The 26,584-nt window shown below is 69.4% G+C and carries 28 protein-coding genes; 13 read left to right on the top strand and 15 right to left on the bottom strand.

Annotation, left to right across the window (positions count from 1 at the left end; all coding sequences use genetic code 11):
* Positions 1 to 57 precede the first annotated feature (57 nt).
* Positions 58 to 762 carry a response regulator transcription factor gene (locus ACOCEP_RS20000; protein WP_482339192.1) on the top strand — a complete coding sequence of 235 codons (705 nt, stop codon included), beginning with the start codon at positions 58 to 60 and terminating at the stop codon, positions 760 to 762.
* Here ACOCEP_RS20000 and ACOCEP_RS19995 read toward each other — a convergent pair.
* From ACOCEP_RS19995 to ACOCEP_RS19985, 3 genes are read right to left on the bottom strand one after another with little or no spacing between them, the layout of a single operon-like run.
* The gene (locus tag ACOCEP_RS19995) at positions 756 to 1,871 is read right to left on the bottom strand and encodes an FtsX-like permease family protein (RefSeq protein ID WP_482339190.1); all 1,116 of its coding nucleotides are present in this window, start codon (positions 1,869 to 1,871) and stop codon (positions 756 to 758) included. The genes ACOCEP_RS20000 and ACOCEP_RS19995 overlap by 7 nt on opposite strands.
* Complete coding sequence (locus tag ACOCEP_RS19990; RefSeq protein WP_482339188.1) at positions 1,868 to 2,527, bottom strand: ATP-binding cassette domain-containing protein; 660 nt, start codon at positions 2,525 to 2,527, stop codon at positions 1,868 to 1,870. Before ACOCEP_RS19990 ends, ACOCEP_RS19995 begins: the two co-directional genes overlap by 4 nt.
* Positions 2,524 to 3,036, bottom strand: coding sequence for a P-loop NTPase family protein (locus tag ACOCEP_RS19985; protein WP_482339187.1), 513 nt, complete (start codon positions 3,034 to 3,036; stop codon positions 2,524 to 2,526). Before ACOCEP_RS19985 ends, ACOCEP_RS19990 begins: the two co-directional genes overlap by 4 nt.
* A gap of 78 nt (positions 3,037 to 3,114) precedes the next feature.
* Between ACOCEP_RS19985 and ACOCEP_RS19980 the strand changes: the two genes are divergently transcribed.
* Together ACOCEP_RS19980 and ACOCEP_RS19975 are read left to right on the top strand one after the other, a co-directional pair.
* Complete coding sequence (locus ACOCEP_RS19980; RefSeq protein WP_482339185.1) at positions 3,115 to 4,479, top strand: sensor histidine kinase; 1,365 nt, start codon at positions 3,115 to 3,117, stop codon at positions 4,477 to 4,479.
* Between the two features lie 201 nt (positions 4,480 to 4,680).
* Positions 4,681 to 5,301: a TetR/AcrR family transcriptional regulator gene (locus ACOCEP_RS19975; protein ID WP_037346818.1), complete on the top strand. Its 621-nt coding sequence runs from the start codon at positions 4,681 to 4,683 to the stop codon at positions 5,299 to 5,301.
* A gap of 328 nt (positions 5,302 to 5,629) precedes the next feature.
* Here ACOCEP_RS19975 and ACOCEP_RS19970 read toward each other — a convergent pair whose 3' ends face one another.
* Positions 5,630 to 6,367 carry a TetR/AcrR family transcriptional regulator gene (locus tag ACOCEP_RS19970; RefSeq protein ID WP_482339183.1) on the bottom strand — a complete coding sequence of 246 codons (738 nt, stop codon included), beginning with the start codon at positions 6,365 to 6,367 and terminating at the stop codon, positions 5,630 to 5,632.
* Between the two features lie 60 nt (positions 6,368 to 6,427).
* On the opposite strand from ACOCEP_RS19970, the gene ACOCEP_RS19965 reads away from it, so the two are divergent.
* Positions 6,428 to 7,297, top strand: coding sequence for an alpha/beta fold hydrolase (locus ACOCEP_RS19965; protein WP_482339181.1), 870 nt, complete (start codon positions 6,428 to 6,430; stop codon positions 7,295 to 7,297).
* A 90-nt stretch (positions 7,298 to 7,387) separates the two neighbouring features.
* Positions 7,388 to 7,867, top strand: coding sequence for a hypothetical protein (locus tag ACOCEP_RS19960; RefSeq protein WP_482339179.1), 480 nt, complete (start codon positions 7,388 to 7,390; stop codon positions 7,865 to 7,867).
* On the opposite strand, the gene ACOCEP_RS19955 is transcribed toward ACOCEP_RS19960, so the two are convergent.
* A complete protein-coding gene (locus ACOCEP_RS19955) occupies positions 7,816 to 9,291 on the bottom strand; it encodes a carotenoid oxygenase family protein (RefSeq protein WP_482339177.1) in 1,476 nt (491 codons plus the stop codon). The two genes, ACOCEP_RS19960 and ACOCEP_RS19955, sit on opposite strands and share 52 nt — an antisense overlap.
* A 96-nt stretch (positions 9,292 to 9,387) precedes the next feature.
* Between ACOCEP_RS19955 and ACOCEP_RS19950 the strand changes: the two genes are divergently transcribed.
* Both ACOCEP_RS19950 and ACOCEP_RS19945 read left to right on the top strand, forming a co-directional pair.
* Positions 9,388 to 10,353 carry a winged helix-turn-helix transcriptional regulator gene (locus ACOCEP_RS19950; protein WP_482339176.1) on the top strand — a complete coding sequence of 322 codons (966 nt, stop codon included), beginning with the start codon at positions 9,388 to 9,390 and terminating at the stop codon, positions 10,351 to 10,353.
* A 74-nt stretch (positions 10,354 to 10,427) separates the two neighbouring features.
* Positions 10,428 to 10,616, top strand: coding sequence for a DUF5302 domain-containing protein (locus ACOCEP_RS19945; protein ID WP_016332157.1), 189 nt, complete (start codon positions 10,428 to 10,430; stop codon positions 10,614 to 10,616).
* Positions 10,617 to 10,838: 222 nt separating this feature from the next.
* On the opposite strand, the gene ACOCEP_RS19940 is transcribed toward ACOCEP_RS19945, so the two are convergent.
* The 4 genes from ACOCEP_RS19940 to ACOCEP_RS19925 form a co-directional block, all read right to left on the bottom strand.
* On the bottom strand, positions 10,839 to 11,909 hold the full coding sequence (locus ACOCEP_RS19940; protein WP_482339175.1) for a Glu/Leu/Phe/Val family dehydrogenase: 1,071 nt from the start codon (positions 11,907 to 11,909) through the stop codon (positions 10,839 to 10,841).
* A 159-nt stretch (positions 11,910 to 12,068) separates the two neighbouring features.
* On the bottom strand, positions 12,069 to 13,262 hold the full coding sequence (locus ACOCEP_RS19935; RefSeq protein ID WP_482339174.1) for a kynureninase: 1,194 nt from the start codon (positions 13,260 to 13,262) through the stop codon (positions 12,069 to 12,071).
* Complete coding sequence (locus tag ACOCEP_RS19930) at positions 13,259 to 14,041, bottom strand: tryptophan 2,3-dioxygenase (protein WP_482339173.1); 783 nt, start codon at positions 14,039 to 14,041, stop codon at positions 13,259 to 13,261. The genes ACOCEP_RS19935 and ACOCEP_RS19930 overlap by 4 nt, the downstream gene beginning before the upstream one ends.
* Positions 14,038 to 14,859, bottom strand: a complete 822-nt coding sequence (locus ACOCEP_RS19925; protein ID WP_482339172.1) for a PaaX family transcriptional regulator — start codon at positions 14,857 to 14,859, stop codon at positions 14,038 to 14,040. Before ACOCEP_RS19925 ends, ACOCEP_RS19930 begins: the two co-directional genes overlap by 4 nt.
* A 48-nt stretch (positions 14,860 to 14,907) precedes the next feature.
* Between ACOCEP_RS19925 and ACOCEP_RS19920 the strand changes: the two genes are divergently transcribed.
* The 4 genes from ACOCEP_RS19920 to ACOCEP_RS19905 are packed head-to-tail and all read left to right on the top strand — an operon-like array spanning position 14,908 to position 18,645.
* Positions 14,908 to 15,633, top strand: coding sequence for a creatininase family protein (locus ACOCEP_RS19920; protein WP_482339171.1), 726 nt, complete (start codon positions 14,908 to 14,910; stop codon positions 15,631 to 15,633).
* Complete coding sequence (locus ACOCEP_RS19915) at positions 15,630 to 17,132, top strand: benzoate-CoA ligase family protein (protein ID WP_482339170.1); 1,503 nt, start codon at positions 15,630 to 15,632, stop codon at positions 17,130 to 17,132. The genes ACOCEP_RS19920 and ACOCEP_RS19915 overlap by 4 nt, the downstream gene beginning before the upstream one ends.
* The gene (locus tag ACOCEP_RS19910; RefSeq protein WP_482339169.1) at positions 17,129 to 17,821 is read left to right on the top strand and encodes an SDR family NAD(P)-dependent oxidoreductase; all 693 of its coding nucleotides are present in this window, start codon (positions 17,129 to 17,131) and stop codon (positions 17,819 to 17,821) included. The genes ACOCEP_RS19915 and ACOCEP_RS19910 overlap by 4 nt, the downstream gene beginning before the upstream one ends.
* A complete protein-coding gene (locus tag ACOCEP_RS19905; protein WP_482339168.1) occupies positions 17,818 to 18,645 on the top strand; it encodes an enoyl-CoA hydratase family protein in 828 nt (275 codons plus the stop codon). Before ACOCEP_RS19910 ends, ACOCEP_RS19905 begins: the two co-directional genes overlap by 4 nt.
* 460 nt (positions 18,646 to 19,105) lie before the next feature.
* Here the strand turns inward: ACOCEP_RS19905 and ACOCEP_RS19900 are convergent, their stop codons facing one another.
* Positions 19,106 to 20,062, bottom strand: a complete 957-nt coding sequence (locus ACOCEP_RS19900) for a helix-turn-helix transcriptional regulator (RefSeq protein WP_482339167.1) — start codon at positions 20,060 to 20,062, stop codon at positions 19,106 to 19,108.
* A gap of 62 nt (positions 20,063 to 20,124) precedes the next feature.
* Between ACOCEP_RS19900 and ACOCEP_RS19895 the strand changes: the two genes are divergently transcribed.
* Complete coding sequence (locus ACOCEP_RS19895) at positions 20,125 to 20,595, top strand: VOC family protein (protein WP_482339166.1); 471 nt, start codon at positions 20,125 to 20,127, stop codon at positions 20,593 to 20,595.
* On the opposite strand, the gene ACOCEP_RS19890 is transcribed toward ACOCEP_RS19895, so the two are convergent.
* The 5 genes from ACOCEP_RS19890 to ACOCEP_RS19870 all read right to left on the bottom strand — a co-directional run bounded on the left by ACOCEP_RS19890 (position 20,587) and on the right by ACOCEP_RS19870 (position 25,336).
* Positions 20,587 to 21,504: an SMP-30/gluconolactonase/LRE family protein gene (locus ACOCEP_RS19890; protein WP_038517668.1), complete on the bottom strand. Its 918-nt coding sequence runs from the start codon at positions 21,502 to 21,504 to the stop codon at positions 20,587 to 20,589. The genes ACOCEP_RS19895 and ACOCEP_RS19890 overlap by 9 nt on opposite strands.
* Before the next feature lie 10 nt (positions 21,505 to 21,514).
* Complete coding sequence (locus ACOCEP_RS19885; RefSeq protein WP_482339165.1) at positions 21,515 to 22,171, bottom strand: histidine phosphatase family protein; 657 nt, start codon at positions 22,169 to 22,171, stop codon at positions 21,515 to 21,517.
* Positions 22,171 to 23,235 carry a phosphotransferase family protein gene (locus ACOCEP_RS19880; protein ID WP_482339164.1) on the bottom strand — a complete coding sequence of 355 codons (1,065 nt, stop codon included), beginning with the start codon at positions 23,233 to 23,235 and terminating at the stop codon, positions 22,171 to 22,173. Before ACOCEP_RS19880 ends, ACOCEP_RS19885 begins: the two co-directional genes overlap by 1 nt.
* Positions 23,232 to 23,984 (bottom strand): SDR family oxidoreductase, encoded by a 753-nt coding sequence (locus ACOCEP_RS19875; protein WP_482339163.1) that lies wholly within the window; start codon positions 23,982 to 23,984, stop codon positions 23,232 to 23,234. The genes ACOCEP_RS19880 and ACOCEP_RS19875 overlap by 4 nt, the downstream gene beginning before the upstream one ends.
* Positions 23,985 to 24,085: 101 nt before the next feature.
* On the bottom strand, positions 24,086 to 25,336 hold the full coding sequence (locus ACOCEP_RS19870; protein WP_482339161.1) for a S8 family peptidase: 1,251 nt from the start codon (positions 25,334 to 25,336) through the stop codon (positions 24,086 to 24,088).
* A gap of 261 nt (positions 25,337 to 25,597) precedes the next feature.
* Here ACOCEP_RS19870 and ACOCEP_RS19865 point away from each other — a divergent pair, with 261 nt between their 5' ends.
* Positions 25,598 to 26,554 carry a hypothetical protein gene (locus ACOCEP_RS19865; RefSeq protein ID WP_126735509.1) on the top strand — a complete coding sequence of 319 codons (957 nt, stop codon included), beginning with the start codon at positions 25,598 to 25,600 and terminating at the stop codon, positions 26,552 to 26,554.
* Positions 26,555 to 26,584 lie beyond the last annotated feature (30 nt).

Below are 26,584 nucleotides of genomic sequence, written 5' to 3'. Positions count from 1 at the left end.
TGGTGTTCCTAACGTCTCAGCCGAAAAGAACAGTGTTCAACGGTTAAGCTCCCCCGCATGCCGAAACTGCTGGTGGTGGAAGACGACGACGCGATCGGCGGTGTCCTCGAATCGACCCTCCGCCTGCACGGTTACGAGGTTTCGTGGCAGCGCGACGGCCGCACCGCGCTCGCGGCCGCGGCGGACGGCGACATCGACTTCGTCCTGCTCGATCTCGGCCTGCCGGATCTGGACGGCGTCGAGGTCTGCCGCCGGCTGCGGGCGGAGCTCCCCGGCGCCGTCCTGGTGATCCTGACCGCGCGGCAGGAGGAGATGGACGTCGTCGTGGGCCTGGAGGCCGGCGCCGACGACTACCTCACCAAACCCATCCGGCTCGGCGAACTGCTCGCCAGGGTCCGGGCGCATCTGCGGCGCGGGACGGCTCCGCCGGAGAGCAGGCCGGCGATCGCCGTCGGCCAGCTGCGGGTGGACACCGCCGGACGACGGGTCAGCGTCGGCGGACGGGAGATCTCGTTGCGGGCCAAGGAGTTCGACCTGCTCGCCCGGCTGGCCGAGCAGCCGGGCGTCGCGGTCAGCCGGGACACGCTGATGTCGGAGGTGTGGGACGCGCACTGGTACGGCTCGACGAAGACCCTCGACGTCCACATCGCCGCGCTTCGCCGGAAGCTGACCGAGTCGGCGCCCACGCCCGAGCAGGCGCCGAGGATTTCGACGCTTCGCGGCCACGGCTATCGCCTCGAACAGCCCTTCGAGAATCAGTAGTTCCGCAGGTCGGAGACCTCGTCCCGGGCGGCGAGCCGCGCGATCCACGCCGACGCCGCCACGCACGACGCGATCACCACCGCCGCCAGCAGCCCGAAGTGCCCGTGCGGCGAAGGCACTCGCTCCAGGCCCGCGAGGAAGACGAACAGCACCCCCAGCAGGTGCCCGCCGATCAGGCCCCCGCCCCCGACGACCAGCGCGTCGCCCGCGATGAACGCGGCCACCTGGCGGCGCTTCCCGCCGAGCGTGCTCACGATCAGCAGATCGCGACGGCGTTCGTTGAGCGCCGCGCCGAACGACGGCCCCGCCGCGGCGGCCGCGAGGATCAGCGACGCGATCAGGTCCACCTTGGCCTCGCCGCAGCCGTCCCTGGTGAAAGCGGTCGAGATGGCGAAGGCCACCGCCAGCGCGACCAGCACCACGGACCGCGCCAGAAGCGCGCTCCGCCACGAAATGGACAACGCGAGCACACCCGCCAGCCCCGAGACGAGCGGCCGGAGCAGACCGCCGATGACCCGCTTTCCCTTGCGCAGCCCCAGCTCCACCAACCGCCACAGCAGCATCGTGCCGCCCGCCCAGCCGAACAGGGGCCAGACGAAGGCGAGCGCGAGCAGGATGAGGTCCAGGCCGTAAGGCGACCACCAGGGCGGACCTCCGTCGGCCGGGACGAAATACCACTCACGCAGCACCGGGGGCAGGATGGCGAGTACCGCCACCAGCGTCCCGGCGACCAGCAAGAGAACGATTTCCCGGACGAGCGCCACCCCGGAGCCGGACGAAAAGCCGCAGGCCAGCGACAGGACGACCCCGGCGACGCCGCCGGCGAGCCCCGCCACCACGGCTTCGGCGGCCGCCAGGCCGAGCACCTGCCCACCGGTGGCGCCGCGGGCACGCAGCAGGTCCTGATCCGCCCGCAACGTCCGCGCCGAGGGGGTGGTCAGCAGCACCACGAGCACTGTCGCGGGCAACCATCGCGGTGCCTGGTTCCCGGTCCAGTCGTGCACCGCGAGCAGCGTGGTCGCGATCGCGACCCCGGCCGCGGGGACACCGAGCCTGGCGGGGCGCACGCGCGCGATCCCGCCGACCCACAACGCCATCGCCGCGATCACCGGTCTCGCACCAGCTTCCCGTCGACCATCGCCCAGTGCTCGCCGAACACCCCGCCAGGGGCCTCTTCGGCCGTGGCCACCAGCAGCCCGGCGCCCAGCTGATCCGCGGCCAGCAGGAGCCTGCCGAGGAGCCGCTCCCCCTCACGCTGGTCGAGCCAGCCCGCCGGGTCGTCGGCGAGGATCAGTTTCGGCGAGGGCGCGAGCGCCCTGGCCAGGACGGCGAGCCGGATCTGCTCACCGGTCAGGTCTCGGGGCGCCTTCTTGGCGAAACCCGCCAAACCCACCAGCTCCAGCGCGCCGTCGACGGCGTCACGGACCGCCGTGCCGGTCCGGCCGGCGAGCACGAGCGGCAGGGCGACGTTGAGCCGGACGTCGAGATCACGCAGCAGGCCGCCGTCCTGCAGCATCAGCCCGATCAGGTCGGGGCCCGGCGGCGACGGCTCGAAGGCGGGCCAGTCGACGGTGCCCGCCGTCGGTTTCTTCATCCCGGCGAGCAGATGCAGCAGCGTGGTCTTCCCCGCGCCCGCCCTGCCGGTCACCACCGCGCGGGTGTCCGCGCAGATCTCGCAGGTGACGCCGTGCACGGCGACCACGGCGGTCAGCCCGGAACCGTAGGTGTGCGCCAGCTCGTCGGTGCGGACCAGTGGTGCCGTCACGCCACTCTCACGATCCGGTGCGCGGCGGCCGCGATCTCGGGGTCGCGGGTCGCCACGACGACGGCCGTCCCGCGTGCCGCGACGGCGCACAGCAGATCCATGAGTTCGAGCGCGGCGAGCCGGTCGAGTTCGCCGGCCGGTTCGTCGGCGAGGACCGTCTCGGGGGCTCCGGCCAGCACGACGGCGACTCCGGCACGCGCGCTTTCCAGCGCCGACAGGGTGCCCGGATAGTCGTCGCCCCGTCCGGTCAGCCCGACCAGTGCGAGCAGGTCGTCCGCGGCACGGAGGGAACGGCCCGCCAGCCGTCCCGCCAGCACGATGTTCCGCGCGACGGTGAGGTGATCGAAGAGGTTTCCGCGCCTGAGCAGCACACCGACACCGGGAGCACCGCCGGGGGCGTCGCCGCTTCCGGCGGGCAGCACGGCCACACACTCGCCCGGGACGGCGAACCGGACGAGGGGGACGGATCCGGGCCCCGGGCCTGCCATGACGGCGGCACGTCGGCGCATGGCCCCCAAGGTAAGGCGAACGGGGTCAACGTCGCCTTGATCTCAGGTCAACGGACGGCAAAATATCGCGTCGAGTGGGTGATCCTGACGTTCGTCGGCCACACTCTGTCCGTGCGCCGCCGGATCGTCACCCTCACCGTGCTGGCCGCGGTGCTGGCGATCACCCTGTTCGGGGCGCCACTGGCCGTCGCGGTCGCCAGGTTCCACGAGGGCAACTCGAGTCACGACCTCGAACGGGTCGCCGACGCGGTCGTGCTCGACGTGACCGGTGATCTCACCAACGGCCGGATCCCCCAGCTCCGGCCGATCAAACCGGACAAGGACCGTATCCGCGGGATCAGGGTCGCGGTCTACACCCCGACCGGCCGGCTTCTGGCCGGCAACGGCCCTGCCAGCGAAGATCGCTTCGTCCGCGAAGCGCACTACACCGACATGGCGACCGGGACCCGCGAAGACGAGGTCGTCCTGGCCGTCCCGGTGCTCAGCGGGCAGTCGCTGGTCGGGGTGGTCCGCGCCGCCCATCCCCGGTCCGAACTCGACGCCGAGATCCGGCTCACCTGGCTCAAGATGATCGTGCTCGCCGGGCTCGCGATCGGAGCCAGCTGGCTCATCGGGCGCCGGATCGCCACCCGGCTCGCGGGCCCGCTGGAGGATCTGGCCGCCACCGCCGAACGCCTCGGTGAGGGCGACTTCACCGTCCGCGCCCGCCGGACGGGGGTCCCCGAGATCGATCAGGTCGCCGAAGCCCTCGACGTCACGTCCGAACGGATCGGCGAGACGCTGGAACGCGAACGGACCTTCTCCGCCGACGCCTCCCACCAGCTGCGGACGCCGCTGACCGGGCTGCGCCTGCAGCTCGAGGCGGCGCTGGAAAGCCCCGATCGCGACCCCTACGCCACGATCCGCGACGGCATCGCGTCGGCCGACCGCCTGGAACGCACCATCGACGACCTGCTGGCGCTGGCCAAGCAGAGCAGGGCCCCGCGTGCGCGGCTGGACCTGGGCAAACTCTTCGAAGAGGTCCGGCAGACCTGGCACGGACTGCTCGCCGCGCGGGGGCGGGCGCTGCGGATCAGCGGACGCGAGGCCCTCCCGGCGCGGGCGGCGGACGCGGCCGTCCGGCAGGTGCTCGCCGTACTGCTGGACAACGCGGCGACGCACGGTCGCGGCACGGTTTCCGTCTTCGCTCGCGACGCCGGGGACGCGCTGGCCATCGATGTGAGCGACGAGGGCACCGTTCCGGACGGGCACGATCCGTTCGCGACCGCCGAGCGGACCGAGGAACACGAAGGCAACGGGATCGGGCTGCGGCTGGCGCGGAGCCTGGCCGAGGCGGAGGGCGGGCGGCTGCGGCTGACCAGCCCGTCGCCGACGACGTTCACGCTGCTGCTGCCGGCCGAACCTCCCCCACCGCCGGAAGAAGGCCCGGGCCTGGCGAGCTAGGGGGGGTTACTCGCCAGGCCGGGCCGGTAGGAGGCAAACGCGCCCCGACAGCGCGCACGGCATGCCACCTGAGTGAAGACGGTAAAGACCAGCGGGCCAACAGACGGTACACGCCGGATTAACTGACACTTTGCTTTTCGATGTCACAGAAAGAGTGCCGTTGTCCGGCCGGGCTGAATCGATCGTGGGAAGATTGTCCGCATGACCACCGAGCCGGCGCCGAGATGGCGGAGACTGGAACCGGACGAGCGCAAGGAGCAGATCTTCGCCTGCGCGGCCCGCCTTTTCTCCGACCGACCGTACTCGGAAGTGTCCACTTCGGACATCGCGGCCGAGGCCGGGGTCGCCAGGGGGCTGATCAACCACTATTTCGGCACCAAACGCGAGCTCTACCTGGAGATCATCCGGCGCGCGCTGACCGTGCCGCGGCTCGCGGTCGAGATCCTGCCGGAAGGGCCGCTCGAACTGCGTGCCGACGTCGCCATCGACTGGTTCCTCGACATGGTCACCAGCCAGGAGAAGATGTGGCTGGCGGCGATCGCGCCGGAGGGCATCGGCCGCGACCTCGAAGTCGAACGGATCCTGGAGGAGGCCGATCGCGAATCGGCGGACCGGGTCCTCGAAGCGGTCGGGCTCTCCCGCGAGAGCGAACACGGGCCTGAGCTGAACGCGCTGGTCCGCGCGTTCGGCGGGATGGTCAAGGCGGCGGGCCGCGAATGGCTCGTGCGCGGCTCGCTCGATCGCGCGCAGGTACACACGCTGCTCAGCAAGTCACTGGTCACGCTGGTCGGTGAGGTCTTTCCGGAGATCCAGCGCGGCTGAGGCGGTACCGAGTACCGAAGTCCGTGAACGCTGAGTGCGCGGCGTGCGTCAAGGCGTAACTCGCGTGATCAGGCACGTAACTCGCGTGTCTGGAAGCGACACTCGTGAGTTACGCCGCTGATCACGCGAGTTACGCCGCTGATCACGCGAGTTACGCCGTCGAGCACGCGAGTGCGGCGCCGTTGCTCGGCTCGTGAGTCCCGATCGACACGCGACCGGGCCGTCATTCAGGGGAGAAGCCCCCGGCACCTCGAGGGGGAGGTTGGTGCCAGGGGCTTCGGGACCGGTGACGAGCACCGGTATTCCTCCACACTACGCCGATTCGCTGTCACGGCTCTGTCAAACTTCCGAGTCCGTTCAACTGGGTGAGCCTGAGCTCCAGTCCGTCGAGGCAGCGCTGCACCGCGTAATCGTAGAGACGCTCGTAGTAACCGGCCGCGAGGTCGGGGTCCGCGACCAGCGCCGCGACCGACTCGCCCAGCGCCGCCATCCCCGGCAGGTCCTCCCGCGTGCGATACGACGCGTAACCCTCGCAGCGGTCGAGCTGCAGCGCCATCGCGCTCTCACGGTCGTCCTCCATCGCGACGAACTGGCAGGCGGTGGCGAGCAGCAGGTTGTACGCGAACGGCGACTCGGCGCCGAAGCCGGCCGCGAGCAGACGGCCGATACCGGTGTTCATGGTCGGCACCGCGGCGGCGACCGACGGCCCGAACAGGGCCAGCCGCCGCGCCGCACCGGGATAGCGGCGCAGCACCTTCCGCACGGTCGGCAGGAACTCGTCGAACCACGCACGCCACGGCAGGGTTTCGTCGGGCAGGGTCAGTTCGCCGACCACCCGGTCGAGCACCGCGACGACGACGGTGTCCCGGTCGCCGACGTGGTGGTAGACGACCGCGGGGTAGGCGTCGACGGCGGCGGCGAGCTGCCGCAGCGTCCAGTTCTCCAGGCCCGATTCGGCCGACAGCTCCAGCGCGGCGTCGACGATCCGATCACTGGTGACGGCCGGCCGTCCGGAAGCCGCGCGGGACCTGGGGCGGGGACCCGCGTCTTCGGGGAAAGTCGGCATGCGGGCTACCGTATCCGCATTCGGCTGGTCGCCCACGGGGGCGTCCGGCAGGATCGTGCCATGCCCCGCGCGCGTGTGAACGGCCTCGAACTCGAGTACGACACCTTCGGCTCCCCCGCGGATCCGCCCCTCGTCCTGGTGATGGGCCTCGGCGCCCAGATGGTGACGTGGGAGGTCGGTTTCTGCGAACTGCTCGCCGCCGGCGGGTTCCACGTCGTCCGGTTCGACAACCGCGACGTCGGCCTTTCGTCCTATCTGGACGATCTCCCCACGCCGGATCTGGCCGCGCTCGCCGCGGGCGACCCCGCCACCGCGCCTTACCTGCTGTCCGATCTCGCCGCCGACGTCACCGGCTTGTTCGACGCGCTCGGGTTCGGCCGCGCGCACGTCGTCGGCGCGTCGATGGGCGGGATGATCGTGCAACAGCTCGCGATCGACTCACCGGGACGGCTGCTCAGCCTCACGTCGATCATGTCGACCACCGGGGATCCCTCCGTCGGGCATCCCGAGCCCGCCGCGCTCGCCGGGCTGACGCGGCCCCCGGCCGCCACCCGGGAGCAGGCGATCGAAGACGGTGTCGAGTGGTTCAAGCTCGTCGGTTCGCCCGGTCACCCGTCCGACGAGGAATTCCTGCGGATGAAGGCCACCCGGAACTACGACCGGGCGAATCACCCCGCGGGGGCGTTGCGGCAGGCCGCCGCCATCGTCGCTTCGGGCGACCGCACGGCGAAACTGCGCGAGGTCCGCGTGCCGACGCTCGTCATCCACGGCGAGAGCGATCCGCTGATCAACGTCAGCGGCGGGAAGGCGACCGCGGAGGCGATCCCGGACGCCGAGCTGCTGCTGTTCCCCGGGATGGGCCACGAACTGCCGCGGCAGCTGTGGCCCGCGATCGCCGACGCGATCATCGCGCACGCGCGCCGGGCCTGAGGGTCAGCATCCCGTCAAGAATCCCGGCGGTGGCGTAGGAAAGCCGTTCACGCCGGCGGTCTGCCCGATGACGTGGTGTTCCCTGGACGGATGAGGAAACCCGAGTGTTTCGGCTTCCCGTTCGGTTGTGTCTCCGTCGTCGTCGCGGCGTCGGCGGCCGGGCTTCTCGGCGCGGCGCGGCATCACGTCATTTCCTTGCTGGCCTTGGGTTTGGTCGTACTGGCCACCGGTGTCGCGACGAGCGCGACCGCCACCGCCGGGACGGCGCTGATCGCCTGGGGTGTCCATTCGGGATTCGCCGTCGGCTCGGTGGGCGAGCTGCGGTTCACCGCCGAAACCGGGGTGGCCGCGGTGGTTTTCGCCGCCGCGACCGTGGCCGGCTCACTGGCGGGAGCGGTACGGCGTTCGGTGGCGGCGACCGGGCCCGAGTCGCCCCACCCCCTGGAAGGGGCGACTCGGGACCGGCTTTCCGGCCCTGCGCCTGCCCACACCCCTCCGGTGGGCGGGCACGAAGGGGATCATCGGCTACGGGAAGGTTCCAGCTGGTCCGCCCGGACCCAGGTCGCGTGAAAACCGAGCGGGACACGCTGGGGCAACAGGACCCTGGCCACGGGTCCGGCAGCGAGATCGGCGGCGTCGAAGACGTCCAGCTCCGAGCGCCCCTCACGCTCGTCCTGGACGAAGGTCACCAGATAGCCGTCGTCGGAACCGGCGGCCGCGCCGTCGCGGGGTGCGAACGGCGCCTCACTGCCCCACCGGCCCGGACCGAAACGGTGTTCGGTCTTGGCGCCGGCACGATTGTCGTAACACACCAGGCCGTCGAACTTGAGCGTCGAATCCGGCGAGATGTGCACCGCGTAGGAGAAGCGATTCCGGCCGCCGACCACCCTCGAGTCGACGGACGGAAATTCGGTGTTGTCGTCGTCGAGCTGGTTCTCCAGGCACTGCCCGGTCCGCAGGTTGAACCGGTAGCGGTGCAGCGAAGCGTCCAGCCGCAGGTACGACAGCATCTTGGCGAGCGGGGTGTGCGCGTCAGCACGCGGTCGCGGCCGTTGCACGCGACAGACGTCGAGGACGATCTCCTCGCCCTGCTCCCAAGAATTGACGACGTGGTAGATGTAGCAGGGACTGGCTTCGAACCAGCGGATCTGGCTACCGTCACCGTAGCGTGGCAACACCCCGAACCGGCTCGGCAGTGAACGGTCGAACAGCAGCTTGTGCCGTCCGTTGCGGGCCGCCTCCATATCCTGGACCAGTGGCAGATCCATCAGGATCGCGTAGTTCTCGGTGATCGCCATGTCGTGCGGCAGGCGCGGGCCGGGAAGCTCGATCTCGGTCGTGCTCGCGACCTTGCCGTCCGCGCTGATCACGCCGTAACGCAGGTACGGCGGCCGCGGCCCGTAGTCGAACCAGAACATCTCGCCGGTGCGTTCGTCGACCTTCGGATGGGCCATCATGTCGCCGACCAGTGTGCCGAGGAAGTCCTCGGCGCCCAGTGTCTCCAGCGACAGCGGGTCGACCGCGTACGGCGTGCCGCACAGGTACCAGGTGGAGAGCACCTTGCCACGATGGAAGATCAGGTCGGTGTTGGCGCTGTCCTTGACGTTCAGGCCGTGCGTGTTGCCGAACGGGTTGCCCTTGGGCGACTCCATGACGCCCTTCCAGAGCGCCTTGCCCGCTTCGGATTCGGCCTCGAAGGCCTTGGTCCGCACCCAGCGGTTGCGGTAGCGGGCCTTGCCGTTCTCCAGGTGGACGGCGTGGATCATGCCGTCGCCGTCGAACCAGTGATAGCGCCCTTGCGGCTCGAACCGGGGATTGGGCCCGTTGCGCAGGTACACGCCGTTCAGGTCCGCCGGGATCTCGCCGACGACCTCGAGATCGCTCGCGTCGATTTCCGTCTCGACCGGGGCGTAGACGCCCAGCAGATACGGGTTGACCTCGGATTCGCCGGTGGGGGCTGCCACCAGCACCGGTTGCTCAGAGGTGCTCGCCATGGCCGAGACACTACGATTGCTGTAGTCAGGTGTCAATAGGCTTCTACTGCTGTAGTCAGGGGTACGCTGACCGCGACACTCCTCGGAAGGAACCACGTGACAGAGGCGACGGCGCACCGCGTCAGGCCGGCGGGCGATCCACTGCGCCACGCGCTCGAACTGCTCGGCGATCAGTGGACGTTGCTGATCCTGCAGAGCCTTTTCCTGCGCTTCCGCCGGTACGAAGAACTCCGGCTACGGCTCGGGATCTCCCCCACCGCGTTGTCCGGGCGGCTGCGCGCGATGGTCGACGCGGACGTGCTCGTCCGCACGCCGTACCGGGACGCGCGCCGCACCCGGCACGAGTACCGGCTCACCGAACGCGGCCTCGAACTATGGCCGCTGCTGATCTCGATCTGGGCGTGGGAACGGGAATGGGTCGAGGGACGGCGCGCCGTGCTGCCGACGCTGATCCACCTCGACTGCGAGCTGGCCACCTCGGCACCACTGGGCTGCGCCTCCTGCGAACGGCGGGTCGACGCCCGCGACGTCCGCGCGCGACGGCTCGACGACACCGGCGTCGTCGAGGCGACCGCGTCGAAACGCTTTCGCCGCAAGGACGCCGACTCCCTCGCGGGCGACCCGCTGATGTTCTTCCCGGACACCATGGAGCTCCTCGGTGACCGGTGGTCGACCGGGCTCGTGGTGAGCGCGCTGCTCGGGGCACGGCATTTCTCGGAGTTCGAACGCGAACTCGGCATCGGGCCGAGCGTGCTTTCGGGGCGCCTGTCGAAGCTCGTGGACGTCGGCGTGCTGCGGACCGGGACCGCGAAGACCCGCACCGACGCCCACGACTACCGGCTGACGGCGAAAGGGCTCGCGTTCTTCCCCGCGCTGGCCTTCATCGCCGAGTGGTCACGGGGTTTCGAGGTCCCTGGCCAGGAGCCGGACATCACGCTCGACCACGTGGACTGCGGCAACCGGCTGAAGCCGATCCTGCTGTGCGACCACTGCTGGCGGCCGCTGCTACGGAACCGGGTCCGGTTCGGCGGCCCGGTCCGGCTGCCCACGCCGCCCAGGTGACGTAAATCGACTCGCCAAGCCGATCGGTTCCTGACAGGGTGAGATGGTCACACGTCGTCACCTCGGAGGTAGCAATGACTGAACCGGCACCGTCCCCAGCGGATGGCGAAGAGGACGACACGAAGCGCAAGTTCCGCGAGGCCCTGGAGCGCAAGCAGGCCCAGGCCCGCTCGGGCTCCTCGCACGAGAACGGCGGCGGGAAGAACCTGCACGCGCACGGTCCGGCCGCGAACAAGCGCACCTTCCGTCGCAAGAGCGGCTGAGGCCGCACGCTTCCGGCGCCCGCCGGACGAGCATGACGCGAAAGCCACTTTCGGGACATCTGGTGTCCTGAAAGTGGCTTTCGCGTCATGGAGGCCGGTGGCGGTACGGGGCAGGCTCGCGGGCCGACGCCGTATCGCGGACCGGCATCGAACCACGTGCCATGAACGGTCCGTTCCTTGCGAATTTCGCAAGGAACGGACCGTTCATGGCGCTCAGGCGAGCTACACCGTCAGAATCGACCGCAGTCCGCCGACCTCGGCCATCCGGCGCTCGGCCAGCCGGTCGGCCGCCGTCGCCGGCGGCACCCCGTCGGCCTTGGCCAGCGCGAAAACCGCCTTGGTGGTGTCGAAGATGGCCGTCGTCTTGCGCTTGGCGCGCGCGAAGTCGAAACCGTGCCGCTCGTCGTCCACCTGGATCACGCCACCGGCGTTGACCAGGTAGTCCGGCGCGAAGAGGATGTCGCGGTCGTCGAGCTGCTTGCCGACGCCCGGATGCGCGAGCTGGTTGTTGGCCGCGCCGCAGACGATCTTGGACCGGAGCAGCCCGACGGTCTCGTCGGTCAGCACCCCGCCCAGCGCGCACGGCGCGAAGACGTCGAGCTCGGTGCGGATCAGCGTGTCGAGGTCTTCGACGACCTCGACGGCGGGGTACGCCGCGCGGGTGCGTTCGATCGCCGCGGGCGAGACGTCGGTGATGACCACCTGCGCGCCGGCCTCGATCAGGTGCCCGACCAGGATGTGCCCGACCTTGCCGACCCCGGCGACGCCGACCTTGCGGCCCGCGAGGTCCGGGACGCCCCAGACGGCGTCCGCGGAGGCACGCATGCCCTGATAGGTACCGAAAGCGGTGAGCACCGAGGAATCGCCCGCGCCGCCGTTCTCCGGCGAGCGGCCCGTGACGAACTCCGATTCCCGGGCGACGATGTCCATGTCCTGCACGTAGGTGCCCACGTCGCAGGCGGTGATGTAGCGGCCGCCCAGCGTCTGGACGAACCGGCCGAAGACGCGAAGGAGCGCTTCGGTCTTGTGCTTCTGGGGGTCGCCGATGATGACGGCCTTGCCGCCGCCGAGGTCGAGCCCGGCGAGCGCGTTCTTGTAGGCCATCCCCTTCGACAGCGCGAGGACGTCCGCGAGGGCCGCGTCCTCGGATTCGTAGGGGTAGAACCGGGTCCCGCCCAGCGACGGCCCGAGCGCCGTCGAATAGATCCCGATGATGGCCTTCAGGCCGGTGGCCTGGTCCTGGCAGAAGACGACCTGTTCATGGCCGGTTCCCTGGCCGAACACTTCGGTCACTGTGGTGACTCCTTGTCCTGGAGTGCACGCTGCTCGTGGCTCACGTGCGAAGTTCCTGCAACAAGGCACAGTCCCCGACGAAGGTCGTCCGGCGGCGACGGTGCCACATCGCAAACCTAGATCGCCCCGGTCCGTTCGCCAAGCCGGGGGCGGGCCGTCTCAGCCGTCGACGACCTCTTTGAGGATGTGGAGCGCGGAGTCGAGCTGCCGGTCGGACAGATACGGCGCCGGCCCGAACCTGAGGTACGCGCCGCGGCTGTCGGTCCGGACGCCGCGTTCGTCGAGGGCGGCCTGCAACGCTCCGGCGTCGGCGCACTTCAGCGAAAGGAACCCGCCGATCCGGTCCAGCGGAGTCTCCCGGTCCCGGGTGACGACGTCCTCGGGCAAGCCGAGCTTGTCGAAGCCTTCGGCGAGGTGGCCCACCTGGTGCCTCGACACTTCCCGCAGGAACTCGGGCGTGAGCCCGTGCTCGGCGAAGAACCGGAAGACGCGGGCGCCACGGTAGTGGCTCGTCGGGTCGTAAGTCGCTCCGGCGAACCGGTCCGATCCCGACGCGTAGGCGGTCTGGCCGGGACGGCGCTCGTCCGCGAGCGCGCCGAACTCGGCGTACCAGCCGGTGACGACCGGCCGCAGTTCCTGCGCGTGCGCGGGCATCCGCAGGAAGCAGTTGCCCTCGCCGAGCTGGAGGTACTTGTAGCCGCCGCCGAGCACCCAGGCGTTGGTGAGCCCGAGGTCGTGCAGCGAGAACGGGACGACGCCGAGCGCGTGGTAGGCGTCGACGACGAGGTTCACCGACTTCGCGAGGCAGACGTCGGCGAGATGCGCGAGGCCCGGCACGAGGCGGGAGGTCTCGAACAGGACCGCCGAGACGAGCACGGCGGCGGTGTCTTCGGTGACCTCGGCCGCGACGCGTTCGGCCAGCGTGCCGACCGGCGCCGAGGGGACGCGGACCACCTCGACTCCCTCTTCGGCCAGCCTGCCCAGCTGACGGCGGAGCGTGTGGAACTCGCCGTCGGTGGTGACCAGCCGCGGACGGCGCGGCAGGTCCATCGCCGAGAGGAACCGGATCACCAAATCGTGGGTGCTGGCGCCGAGCGCGATGTCGCCGCGCGGGTCACCGAGCAGCGTCCGGAACCCTGCCCGCATCTCGTCCGCCTTGGCGAAGGCCCGCGCCCACTTGGTGTCGACCTCTTCGGCGGCGTCGGCGAACGCTTCGAGGAGGCCTTCGCGCGCGACGTCCGGCCAGGCCTGGTGCGAGTGCCCGGTCAGCAGCATCCGGTCCGCCACACCGAATTCCGTGTAGTGCGCCGCGAGCGCGTTGGGGTCGCGGCGGAGTTCGTCGAGGTTCGTCAAAGCCTGCTCCGCACAGCCCAGAGATCCGGGAACATCGGGGAGAAAAGCGTCGTACGCAGATAGTGCGCTCCCGACGAACCCCCCGTCCCGGTCTTGTCTCCGATGGTCCGCTCGACCATCTTCACGTGCCGATACCGCCACTCCTGCATCCCTTCGTCCAGGTCGACCAGGTGCTCCGCCACGACGGACGGCCCGGTGTCGTCGCGGTAGACCCGCAACAGAATTTCTTGGAGCGCCGGAGAGGGTTCGAGTGGCTTGGTGACATCGCGCCCGGTCGGGACGTCGTACCCCTTCACCGCGAGGTAGGTGACGAAGGAGTCGAAGAGCGACGGCCGTGCCATCGCGTCCGCGATCTGGGCACGCTGGTCACCGCCTTCGGGGTAATGCGCGAACACCCGCTCGTCCCGGCGGCCGAGGACGGCCTCCAGAACACGGAACTGGGCCGACTGGAACCCGCTCGAAGCGTCGAGTCGCGCACGGAAACTGGTGAACTGGCTCGGAGTCATCGTCTCGAGCACATCGATCTGCGCGACCACCACCTTGAAGATAGTCAGGATTCGCCTCAAAGTGCGGACGGCGTGAGCGGTGTTACCCGCTTCGAGTTGCTCCTGCAGGTAAAGCGCCTCGTGGAGAACTTGTTTGAACCAAAGTTCATACACTTGGTGGATCACGATGAAGAGCAATTCGTCGTGCTCGTCGGATCGCGGATGCTGAGCGTCCAGCAATTCGTCCAGCGAAAGGTAGGATGTGTAACTCAATGCGGCCTGAGTGTCGTTCATTTTTCTGTCACCTCGTCGAAATGGCGTTGCGCCGCCGGGGCGAGCGCGTGATAGAGATCGTGGAACAGGTCCACCGCGGCGGCCCGGCTCGGCGGAGCGGGCACCAGCCCGACCGGGAGCTCCGGATCGAGTGACGGGAAGGCGCGGAACGTGTGCGTCAGCCAGGTCCGGACCCGGAACGCCTCGGCGTCGGGCAGATCACCCGGATACCCGCCGAAATCCCGGACGAACGCGGCGTAGCGCGCGGCGAGCCCGTCGAGGTTCCACGCCCGCGCGGCGAAACGCCGGACGTCGAGCCCCGCCGACGGCTTCCCGAGCATCAGCCCGGCGTGTTCGGAGACGTCCAGCTCGGCCAGCAGGGCGAGCACCTCGGCCTCCCGGTCGTGCGGGGCGATCCACGTGCCGTCCTGAACGGGACCGAAACCGAGGAAGCGCAGGCGCCGCACCAGCCGTTCTCTGGCCTGGCGACGGCTCTCCGGGATGCTCTGCCACAGCACTGTCCACTCCCCGACCTCGCGTTCGCGCCTGCCGAGCGAGAAGATCCGCCGGTCGCCGTCCTCCAGGAGCGCGATCGTGCGGCGGGTCAGCGAGTAGTGGACGAGCCTGCCCGCCTTGTGCCGCGCGAGCAGGTCTCGGCGGGCGAGCCTGGCCAGCGCGATCCGCGCGGCGCCGTCGGAGAAGCCGAGCCCGGCGAGCACGCCGACCAGGCCGCCGGACCAGATACGGCGGCTCTCGCGCGGCGACACGTAGGTGCCGAGCAGCGTCATCACCAGTTCCTGGGGACCTGGGTCGCCGTGGGGCGCGGCCGGTTCGGGCATACGAGCAACTCTATACACCTCAGGCCGCTGCGGTGTAGCTTGACTCGGGTGACGTACTTCGCGGAGTTGAGCTCACATCAGGTCGCCGCGCTCGCGTCCGACGCGCGCGTTCCCGTGCTGCTGTTGCCGGTGGGCGCCGTCGAGCCGCATGGACCGCACGCGCCGCTGGGCACCGATCCCCTGATCTCACGCGGGATGTGCGAACGCGCCGCCGCGCGGCTGGCGGGTGATCCCGGGGTCCGGGTGCTGATCCTGCCCGAGGTGCCGTACGGGGTGACGCGGCTCGCCGCCGGGTTCGCGGGGGGCGTCTCGATCGGCGAGGAGACCCTGTACGCGCTGCTGACCGAGATCTGCGGCGCGCTCATCGAGCAAGGACTCACCCGGATCCTGCTGGTCAACAACCACTTCGAACCGGCACATCTGACGGTGCTGCGGCGCGTGGCCGAGTCGGCGGGCGTCGGCTTCGTCGACCTGGTCCGCCGCCGGTACGCCGAACGGCTCACCGACGAGTTCCGGTCCGGCGAATGTCATGCCGGGCAGTACGAGACGTCACTGGTGCTCGCCGACCGGCCGGACCTCGTCGACGCCGCCGTCCAGCGTGACCTTCCCCCGGTCCACGTCGACCTGGCGCGCACCACCATCACGGACTTCGGCTCGGCCGGGATGACGGAGGCCTACTGCGGAAGCCCCGCCCGGGCGACCGCCGAAGAAGGCGAGAAGACCTTCTCGGTGCTCACCGACATCCTGGTCGAAGCGATCCGAGAACTGGTATGAGCTTCAACCTGGCGACCCATTTCGTCGACCGCCTCCCCGGCGAGCGGACGGCGTTGCTGTGCGGCGACGAAGAGGTCACCTACGCGGATCTGGCGGCACGGGTGAACCGCGCGGGGAACGTGTTGCGCCAGCTGGGTGTCCGAAGTGGACAGCGGGTCCTGCTGGCGCTCAACGACGGCATCGAGTTCGTGGCCGTCTGGTACGCGGCGCAGAAGATCGGCGCGGTCACCGCCGAGGTCTATTCCTTCCTCCAGCCGAAGGATTACGCGTACTACCTGGATTACACGGAGGCCGTCGTCGTCATCGCGGACGGCTCGACGGTGCCCGCGCTACGGGAAGCCGGTGCGCGGAACCTGCTGGTCGTCGGCGACGTCGAGCCACTGCCCGGCGAGCACTCGTTCTCCACGCTGATCGCCGCGGCATCGGACGAACTGGAAGCCGCGCCGACCACCCTGGACGACGTCGCGATCTGGAAGTTCACCACCGGGAGCACCGGTTCACCCAAGGCGTGCGTGCACCCGGCACGCAGCGTGCTCGAGAGCTTCGACCGGTACGCGCTCGGAGTGCTCGGCCTCCGCGAGGACGACCGCGTGCTGGCCGTGCCGAAGCTGTTCTTCGGCTACGCGCGTGATCTGACCGCCTTGTTCCCGTTCGGCGTCGGCGCGTCCGGGATCGTCTTCCCGGAGCGCAGCACCGCTGACCTGCTGTTCTCGCTGATCGAGCGCTACCGGCCGACGATCCTGGTCAACGTGCCGACCATGATGAGCGCGATGATCGCCCATCCGGCGGCGTCTACTGTGGACATGAGCTCGCTGCGGCTCGCGACGTCGGCGGGCGAGGCTTTGCCGTCGGAGCTGCATCGCAAGTGGGACCACACGTTCGGGGTCCCGGTGATCGACGGGATCGGTTCGTCGGAGGCGTACCACATCTATCTGTCGAATGTGCCCGGCGCGCAGCGGGTCGGCAGCCTCGGCCGCGAAGTCCCCGGCTACACCGCGCGCGTGCTGGACGAGAGCGGTGATCCCTTACCGGATGGGGAGATCGGCACCCTGGAGGTCACCGGCCCGACCATCGCGCGCGAGTACCACGGCGACGCGGAAAAGACGGCGCGGACGTTCCACGGCGACACTCTGCGCACCGGCGACCTGTTCAGCCGCGACGGCGACGGATACTTCCATCACCACGGCCGCGCCGACGACCTGCTGAAGGTGTCGGGTGTGTTCGTCGCACCGAGCGAGATCGAAGACTGCCTCATCGGTCATCCCGCCGTCGTCGACTGCGCGGTGCTGGGCGTGACGGTCGACGGCCTGGTCGTCCCGCGGGCGTGCGTCGTCCTGGCCGAGGGCGCTTCCGCGACGGCCGAGGAACTGAAAGACCACGCGCGCGCCCACCTGGCGAAGCACAAATACCCGCGCGAGGTGGTGTTCGTGACCGAACTCCCCCGCACCGCCAACGGAAAACTCGATCGGCGCGCGCTGCGCCGGGTGGAGGCAGAGTGAGCAGGATCGTCGTCGTCACCGGCGGGACCCGCGGGATCGGCGCGGCCATCGCCGCGCGGTTCCGGGCCGCCGGGGACAAGGTGCACGCGCCCGGCCGGGCCGACTGCGACGTCACCGACGAAGCCGCCGTCGCGCGGTATTTCGACGAACTCGGCCCGGTGGACGTGCTGGTGAACAACGCCGGGATCTCAGCGAGCGCGCCGCTGGCGAAGACGTCGCTGGAGCAGTGGCGCACGCAGATCGAGGTCAACGCGACCGGCGCTTTCCTCTGCACACGGGCGGTTCTGCCCGGGATGCGGTCGCGCGACACCGGCCGGATCGTCACCGTCGCCTCGACGGCGTCGCATATCGGCTACCGCTATACGGCCGGGTACACCGCGTCGAAGCACGCCGCCGTCGGCCTGATGCGGGCCACCGCCGCGGAACTGGCGGGCACCGGCGTCACCGCGAACGCCGTCTGCCCGGCCTTCGTGCGCACGGACATGACGGCCGCCTCCGTCGCCCGGATCCAGGAACGGACCGGCCGCGACGAGGCCGGCGCGGAAGCCGCCCTCGCCGCCGCGTCGCCGCTCGGCCGCCTGCTCGAACCCGACGAGGTCGCCCACGCGGTGACCTTCTTCGCGGCGCCCGAAGCCGCCGCGATCAACGGACAGACACTCGTCCTCGATGGAGGTGGGATCCAGTCATGAGCCCGTTCCGCGCCACGCCGCCGATCACGACGGACTGGGAGCACTTCGAGTTCACTGTGGACGATGGCGTCGCCACGGTCACCCTGAACCGCCCCGAAAAACTGAACGCGCTCACCTTCGACAGCTACGCCGACCTGCGCGACCTGCTGGCCGAGCTGCCGCACCGCGGCGACGTCAGGGTGCTGGTCATCACCGGTCAGGGACGTGGTTTCTGCTCCGGCGGCGACGTCGAAGAGATCATCGGCGAACTGCAGAAAATGGACTCCGCGGAGCTGCTGGAGTTCACGCGGATGACCGGCGCGGTGGTGAAGGCGCTGCGGGAGTGCCCCATCCCGGTGATCGCCGCGGTGAACGGTGTCGCGGCGGGCGCGGGTTCGGTGATCGCGCTGGCGAGCGACTTCCGCCTGCTCGCGTCGTCGGCGAAGTTCGCCTTCCTGTTCACGAAGGTCGGCCTGGCCGGCGCGGATATGGGCTCGGCGTACCTGCTGCCGCGGCTGGTGGGCCTGGGCCGGGCGACCGAACTGCTCATGCTGGGCGACAAGATCGACGCCGCCCGGGCCGAGGCCATCGGGCTGGCTTCCCAGGTCGTTCCCGACGCCGACTTGGCTTCCACCGCTTCCGCTTTGGCTCGGCGCTTGGCCGATGGACCGGCTCTGGCGTACAGCACGACGAAGGTGCTGCTGACGCGTGAGCTCGACATGGATCTGGGGAGTTCCATCGAGCTGGAGGCGATCACGCAGGCTTTGCTGATGACGGCGAAGGATCACGGGGAGTTCTATGCGGCCTGGACGGCTGGGCGTTCGCCCCAGTGGACCGGCCGGTGATCTCTTCACGCCCTCTCCCGCATTTAGTCGACTAAGGACCTTCAAGCACCTAGAGCCCTCGCAACTAGTCGACTAAATGCGAGGCCCACGGCCACGACCGGACCAGTGAGGCCCGACTGTGTGGATTTTGGGGCGTTAGATGACCCGAAATCCACACAGCCACGCACAAACAGCCCAGTCACGCACCCCCTCCCGCAACCAGCCGACTAAATGCGAGGCGCCCGGTCACGACCGGACCGGAGAGCTTCAAGCACCCAGAACCCTCGCAACTAGTCGACTAAATGCGGGGCCCACGGCCACGACCGGACCAGTGAAGCGCGACCGTGTGGATTTTGGGGCGTTAGATGACCCGAAATCCACACGGTCACGCACAAACAGCCCAGTCACGCACCCCCTCCCGCAACTAGCCGACTAAATGCGGGGACCTCCGTGACCGGTCCAGTCACGCAAAGCCCCGCAATTAGTCGACTAAATGCGAGACGGGGCCAGCAGCGCCCAGCAACCGATCGGCCAGCACCCGGCACCGCTCCCCCAGCTCCGCCGGTTCGATTACCTCGAAAGCGTGCCCCAGCACCACCACGTGCATCAGCAGGAAGTCGAGATCCCCGGCCCCGCTCAACACCTCGCACCGCGAACGCCCCCGTTCCCGCACCACGGCGGCCGACGCCGGGATCTGCGAACGCACGACCGGAGCGGGCGCGTGCACCAAAAACCGCGCCTGGTGCCGGTAGACCCGGCTGGCGATGTTCTCCTGCACGTACGCCGCCGCATCGGGTGCCGGGCGCGGGCGGAAACGCCACGACCGGGCGGAAACCTCGGCCATCCGGTCGACACGGAAGGTGCGCCAGTCGTCGCGGTCGAGGTCGTAGGCGAGCAGATACCAGCGCCGCCCCGAGGCCACCAAACGGTACGGCTCGACCCGCCGCACCGTGGAACCCGAAGACGGATACTCGAACGCCGCTTCGACCTCGTCGCGGCAAGCGCGGGCCAGAGTCATGAGTACGTCCGGGTCGATCGGCGCGCGGCTTCCGTCGAAGGCCACCACCGAGCCGGACAACGCGCTCACCTCGCGCCGCAGTCTGGTCGGCAGCACCCGGTCGAGTTTGGTCAGAGCTCTCAGCGCGGCTTCCCCGCTGCCCGCGCCGGCGAGCAGCGAGACCGCGGTGGCGATCGCCTCTTCGTCGTCGAGCAGCAGCGGCGGCATGTCGTGGCCGGGCCCGAGTTGGTAACCGCCGCCGACGCCGTTGCTGGCCTGCACCGGATACCCGAGCGCGCGCAGCCGTTCGACGTCGCGCCGGATCGTGCGCGGGGTGACACCGAGCCGTTCGCCGAGTTCCGGGCCGGTCCACACCGCGCGCTGCTGCAACAGCCCGAGCAGGGTGAGCACCCGTTCGGTCGTTCCGCGCTCGTCCTCCATGTCACCCACTCTGCCAGAGATAGCGGACCGATCCTGTCCGCTAGGCATGTCAGACTTCTCCCATGAACCGCAAGAGCCGCGAATTCCAGGTCAGCTTCGACGCCCTCGACCCGAAAGCCCTGTCGACCTTCTGGCGCGACGCCCTGGGCTACGTCCACCCCGGTCCTCCCGGGGTCGAGGTGCCCGAGGGCACCGACCCGCTGGACGCATGGGACGAGTTCCTCGAGCGTGTCGGCGTGCCCGAGGATCAGCGCAACACCCGCTCCGCCCTCGAAGACCCGGACGGCGAAGGGCCCAGGATCTTCTTCCAGCAGGTCCCGGAGGACAAGATCGCCAAGAACCGCGTTCACCTCGACATCCGCGCCGCTCCCGGGTTGCAAGGTGACGAGCGCATGGCGGCGCTCGAAGCCGAATGCGACCGTCTCGTCGCCCTGGGCGCGACGCGAGTGAAGCGTTTCGAGCCCGAGCAGCCGTTGAGCCTCGGCTTCATCGTGATGAACGACCCCGAAGGCAACGAGTTCTGCCTAGACTGACGTCACCGCGATCGCGTTGTCCTCCAGCGAGCCGAAATAGAGGGTCCCGGCCCGCTCGCGGACGCCGACGAGCACGTGGAATCCGTCGATTTCCCCGCGCAGTTCGTGGACGAGCTTCCCGTCCGGAGTCACGCCCCGCACCCCGCATTCCCGCGCGGGTGCGGGCTGCAGCGCCGTCGGCAGCGCCCGGACCCCGGCCCGCAGCGGCGCGGGGAGCTTCTGCACCAACGAAAGCGCGGGCACCTTCGGGCTCGCCACGGTGATCCAGATCAGCCCGTCGCTGCCGGTCGAGATGTTGTCGGGATAGCCCCACAGATCATCGACGAGGTAGTCCCGCGTGCCCGCTTTGTCGCCCGTGAGCCACACGCGCGCGACCCGGTAGGCGCCGGTCTCGGCGACGGCCACATAGGACTCGTCGGGCGGCAGCGCGACCCCGTTGGCGAACTGGAAACCGTCCGCGAGCTGCTCGATCTTCCCGTCCGGCGTCCGTCGCAGGAGCCGCCCGCCGCCGGTCTGCTCGATCAGGTCGTCGCGCCATTTCTCGATGCCGAAGCGGCGCGACGAGTCGGTGAAGTACACCGTGCCGTCGGACGCGACGGCGGCGTTGTTGCAGAACACGAAGTCGAGCCCCACCGCCGACGTCGCCAGCGTGGTGACCGGACCACCCGCGAGCGGCATGGTGAGCAGGCCTGCCTTGGCGTCGCAGATCAGGAGGTCTTCGCCGTAGAACTCCAGGCCCAGCGGACGGCCACCGGTGTCACCGAGGACGTCGATCCGCTTGCCGTCCGGCGTGACGCGCAGGATCCGCCCGTCGTCGACGCCGGTGTAGATCCGCCCCTGGTCGTCGACCACGACGTCCTCGGGACCGTGCCCGTTGACCGGGATGACCGTGACCTCGCCGAACGCCATCGCGTGTCTCCTACCGATAAGTGAGCAGTTGTGCGGCTTCCGCCTCGAAATGCGGATGTTCGTTGAACGACAACAGGGTCACTCCGCCGCGGCCGGACACGAGTTTGGTGATGCCCGCGTTCACGGTGACCCGGTTCAGTTTCAGCAGCCCCGCTTCCGGCGTGCCCATGAGCGCGCCGCAGACCGTCGCGATCACCCCGCCGGAGCTGAAGACGACGGCGTGCTCGCCCTTGCCCAGCGACGCCACGACGTCGGCCAGCGCGCCCTTGACCCGATCCAGGAACCGGGGCCAGGTCTCGGCACACGGGCTCGACTCTCCCGCCGACACCCACGCGTTCAGCGCACCGTCCAAAGCGGCCTGGTACGCCCGGGAATCGGTCTGCTGGACACCGGCGGCGTGATACTTCGCGATGTCGACGTGGTCGTACTCGTTCCAGCGCTCGTCCTCGACGACGGCGATCCCGGAGCCGAGCACCTTCAACGCCGTCGCGGCCGTATCCCGTTGGCGCGCCAGGGAACCCGCTCGCGCCTGGGTGAACTCGACACCTCGCCTGAGCAGCTCCTCACCGACCACAGTGGACTGTTCGAAACCGCGCGGCGAGAGCTGGTCGTAGTTCTCCGCGCCGAACGACGCCTGCCCGTGCCGGACCAGGTAGATCGCGCCCATCACGCGTGCCCTTTCGCGATGATCCGGCGGCAGCGGCCGTCCAGGTAGCCGACGAACTGCCAGAGATCCTTCAGCGCCGGATTGGTCGTCTGCCCCGCGTGGTAGCGGTAGTAGATCTGCTGGATCACCACCGCGAGCCGGAAGAGGCCGTACACCTCGTAAAACGTCCAGTCGCCGATTTCGAGGCCGGACCGCTCCGCGTACCGTCGCACGAATTCCTCACGCGTGTACATCCCCGGCACGTGCGTCGGCTGACGGCGGCTGAGCTTCATGACGTCGTCATCGTCGTCCTGCACCCAGTACGCCAGGGTGCTGCCCAGTTCCATCAGCGGATCGCCGAGGGTGGCCATCTCCCAGTCGAGCACGCCGACGATGCCGAGATCGTCGTCGAGCACCAGGTTGTCGAGTCGGTAGTCGTTGTGGATCAAGCAGATCTTGACCTCGGACGGCTGGTTCTCCTTCAGCCACGCCATCACCTCGGCGCAGTCGGGCACGTTCTCCGTGCGTGCCTTGAGAAACCGCTCCGACCAGCCGCGCACCTGGCGCTCGACGTATCCGGCGCCCTTGCCGAGATCGGCCAGGCCGGCAGCCGCGACGTCGACGGCGTGCAGTTCGACCAGCCTGTCGACGACCTTGCCGCACAGCTCCCGCGCACCGTCGGGAGAGAGGTCGAGACCGGCGGGCAGATCTCCGCGCAGGATCAGGCCTTCGAGCCGTTCCATCACGTAGAAGTCGCCACCGAGCACGGTTTCGTCGTCGCACAAGGCGAGAACTTCGGGCACGTACGGGAAGACGGGCCGCAATCCCTGCTGGACCCGGAACTCGCGGCGCATGTCGTGCGCGGAGGCGGCCTTGTGCCCCAGCGGCGGGCGCCGCAGGATCAGCTCGCGATCCGGATAGGTCAGCAGGTACGTGAGATTCGAGGCGCCACCGGGGAACTGACGGACCTCGGGCGGCGCATCGCCGAGCCCGGGCACCCGCGCGGCCAGCCAGGCGTGCACCGCGGCCGGGTCGAACGAGTCCTCGCCGCGGACCTCGACGGTCTTGTCCGGGGCCACCGTCATCCGAACTTCTTCAGCAACGGCGCCGGAACGAAGGGGAAGAGCTTCGAAAGCACGCTCCACGGCCACGTCGGCACGAACGCCTTCGCCGTCTCGGACTCGATCGCCTTCACCAGCGCCTGCGCGCCCGGCTCCGCCCTGACGGCACCCGGAAGCTTCGAGATGTCTTCGTTCATCTCCGATTCGATGAACCCGGGATGCAGCGTGGTGACCTTGATCGGCGTCTTCAGCAGCTCGATCCGGGTGCCCTCGGCGAACGAGGAGATTCCCGCTTTCGAAGCAGCGTACGCGGTGGCGTTGCCGGGCACACCACGCAGCGCGAGGAAGGAGGACACGACCACCAGGTGGCCGTTCTTCTGCTTGCGGAAGATGCCGACGGCGGCCTCGATCTGGGCGGCCGCGGCGAGGAAGTTCGTCTGGAGGGTCTCGCGGTTGGCATCGAAGCGGCCGGAGCCGATGCGCTGCCCCTTGCCGAGCCCCGCGTTCACGATCACGCGATCGAGGGAGCCGAGTTCCTCGCGGAACTCCTCGAAGACGGCGAAGACCTGGTCGTGGTCGTTCACGTCCAGCTTCCGGGTGACCACGGTGATGCCGGGATACGCCTTCTTGAGCTCCGCGGCGAGGGTTTCGAGCCGGTCGACACGGCGGGCGGCCAGCGCCAGGTTGCGGCCTCTCGCGGCGTACTGCCTGGCCATTCCTTCGCCGAGTCCGGAGCTCGCCCCGGTGATCAGGATGTTCTTCCGCAGGACCATGACGTGGAGCTTACCCGTTGGTAACAAGTCTGGAAGCCCCTCGGACATGGGGCTGCCCCCGGCGCCTGGAGTTCGCCGGGGGCAGCTGGTCCACGAGGGACTTACTTGACCTGAAGCAGCTTGTTCGCCGTTCCACCGGTCGGGTTGCTGATCTTGCCGTCCGCGGCGGCGCCGACCAGACCTTCGGCGACCTGGGCCGGGGTGGCTTCCGGGTTCGCCGAGAGGTACAGCGCGGCGGCACCGGCGACGTGCGGCGCGGCCATCGAGGTACCGCTGATGGTGTTGGTGGCGTCGTCACCGGTCGCCCACGACGACGTGATGTCGACACCCGGGGCGTACAGGTCGACGACCGAACCGTAGTTCGAGAAGCTGGCCTGCTTGTCGGTCTTGTCACTGGCGGCCACCGTGATGGCCTCCTTCACCCGGGCGGGCGAAGTGGTGCCGGCGTCGGAGGACTCGTTGCCGGCCGCGAGCGCGAAGGTCACGCCCTTGTCGATGGCACCCTTGACCGCCGCGTCCAGGGCGTCGTCCGCGCCGCCGCCCAGGCTCATGTTGGCGACCGACGGGCCCTTGGCGTTCGCCGCGACCCAGTCGACACCGGCGACGACACCCTCGGTGGTGCCGCTGCCGTTGGCGTCCAGCACGCGGACGCCGACGATCTTCACGCCCTTGGCCAGGCCGTGGTCCGTGCCGCCGATGGTGCCGGCGACGTGCGTGCCGTGACCGTGCTCGTCGTTGGGGGTGTCGTCGTTGTCGACGAAGTCCTTGCCGCCGGTCGCGCGGTCACCGAAGTCCTTGTGCGAGCCGCGGACACCGGTGTCGATGACGTAGGCGGTGACGTTGTCGGCCTTCGTCGGGTAGGTGTACTTGTTGTCGAGCGGCAGGTCGGCCTGGTCGACGCGGTCCAAGCCCCACGACGGCGGGTTGTCCTGGGTCTCGCTGATCTTGAACGTCTTGTTCTGGACGACGTACGCGACCTGCGGGTCGGCGGCGAGACGCTTCGCGGCGGCCTCGTCGGCCTTGATCGAGAAGCCGTTCAGCGCCGAGCCGAACGTGCGGGACAGCGTGGTGCCGTACTGGCCGGTGAGGCCCTGCGCCTTGGCGGCCACGTTCGCGGTGATCTCGTGCGCCGCGGCGATGCCCTGGCCGACCGCGGTGGGCTTGAGCACGACGATGTAGCTGCCGCCGACCGCGTTGGCCGCGCCCGCGCCGCGGATCTCGCCCTGCTGCTCGGCGTTGGCCGCGCCCGCGCCGAAGGTGGCGACCGCCGCGGTCACACCGGCGAGGGCGACTCCCGCCACGAGGCCGCTACGGGTCTTTCGGGACTTCAGGTTCTTCCGGGACTTGCTCACTGGTTCCCTTCCTGCCGCGCCGTGCGGATCACCCGGGAGGATGATCGTTGTTGAGAGCCATGCAAGCCGGTGCCCAGGTGGGCGGGCAATGATTCACAGTTACCAGTACTAGGCCATTCGGACTAACGACGCTCGTCCGGAAAGTCGTTTTCGCCTGGCAGAAGGCGCCCCTGAAGCGTTACCTCAGACTGTTAAAGTTATTCGTGTTGTTATCAACCGGGCGGTGTCAGGGAACGGCAGACGGGGGCGGTCGGGCAGCATATGGTGGCGGGGAGCGCGGCGGACCGAGTGACCACGGACGATGAAGATCAACCGCGTACCGCGTTCGCCACCGCGTTGCGATCGGCCATCGCCACCAGCGGCCTGAGTCTCGACCGTATCCAAGCCCGGCTGCTCGCGCGCGGCGCGTCGGTGAGCGTGACCGCGCTGAGCTACTGGCAATCGGGCAAACGTCAGCCGGAACGGCAGAGTTCGCTGTCCGCGGTCCGGGTCCTCGAAGAGGTACTGGCGATCCCCGCCGGTTCACTGCTCAGCCTGTTGCCGCCGCCGCGGCCGCGTGGGGCGTCGTCCCGCCGCAGCCGGGCGACCACGGAGCAGCCGCTGACCTTCCCGCTCGAAGCGCTCCAGGCGCTGCTGGAGAAGGTCGGCGCGCCCAACGCGCTCGAACAACACCATCAGCTGAAACTCGTCGGCCTGCACGACCTGTGCGAGATCGCCGAGGACGGCGGGCAACGCGCGGTGACCGCGCGGGCGGTGTTCCAGGCGGGCGCGGACGGGCAGGACCGCTGGCTGCTGGTCTACGCCCAGGGTGATCCGGAGGCCGGGCCGCCGGTGCTGAACACGCTGCGCAACTGTCACGTCGGCCGCGCCGAGGTCGACGACGAGCACGGGCTCACCGTGGCCGAACTGCTCTTCGACCGGCCCATCGACCGCGGCGAGACCCACCTGATCGAGTACTCGCTGACCAACCCCGGGCCGCCGTACCCGGAATGCCGGAACACGCACTACCGCGAGTTCCGGCGTCCTGTCCGCGAGTACCTGCTGGAGGTCCGGTTCGATCCGGGCACCGTGCCGGCGAAATGCTGGCAGTACAGCGCCCACGGCGCCTCGGCGGGACCGAGGGACCGGAAGGAGCTCAAACCGGATCAGGGCAACGGCGTCCACGCCGTGGCGCTCGACTTCGGCCCCGGCGTGTTCGGCATCGACTGGGAGTACTGAACGCCTCGTGAGTGGTAAGGACGGTTAGAA

It is taken from the genome of Amycolatopsis sp. CA-211722, assembly GCF_056828465.1.
The sequence above is the reverse complement of the archived record's forward strand: the minus strand, read 5'-3'. Positions and strand labels throughout refer to the sequence as shown.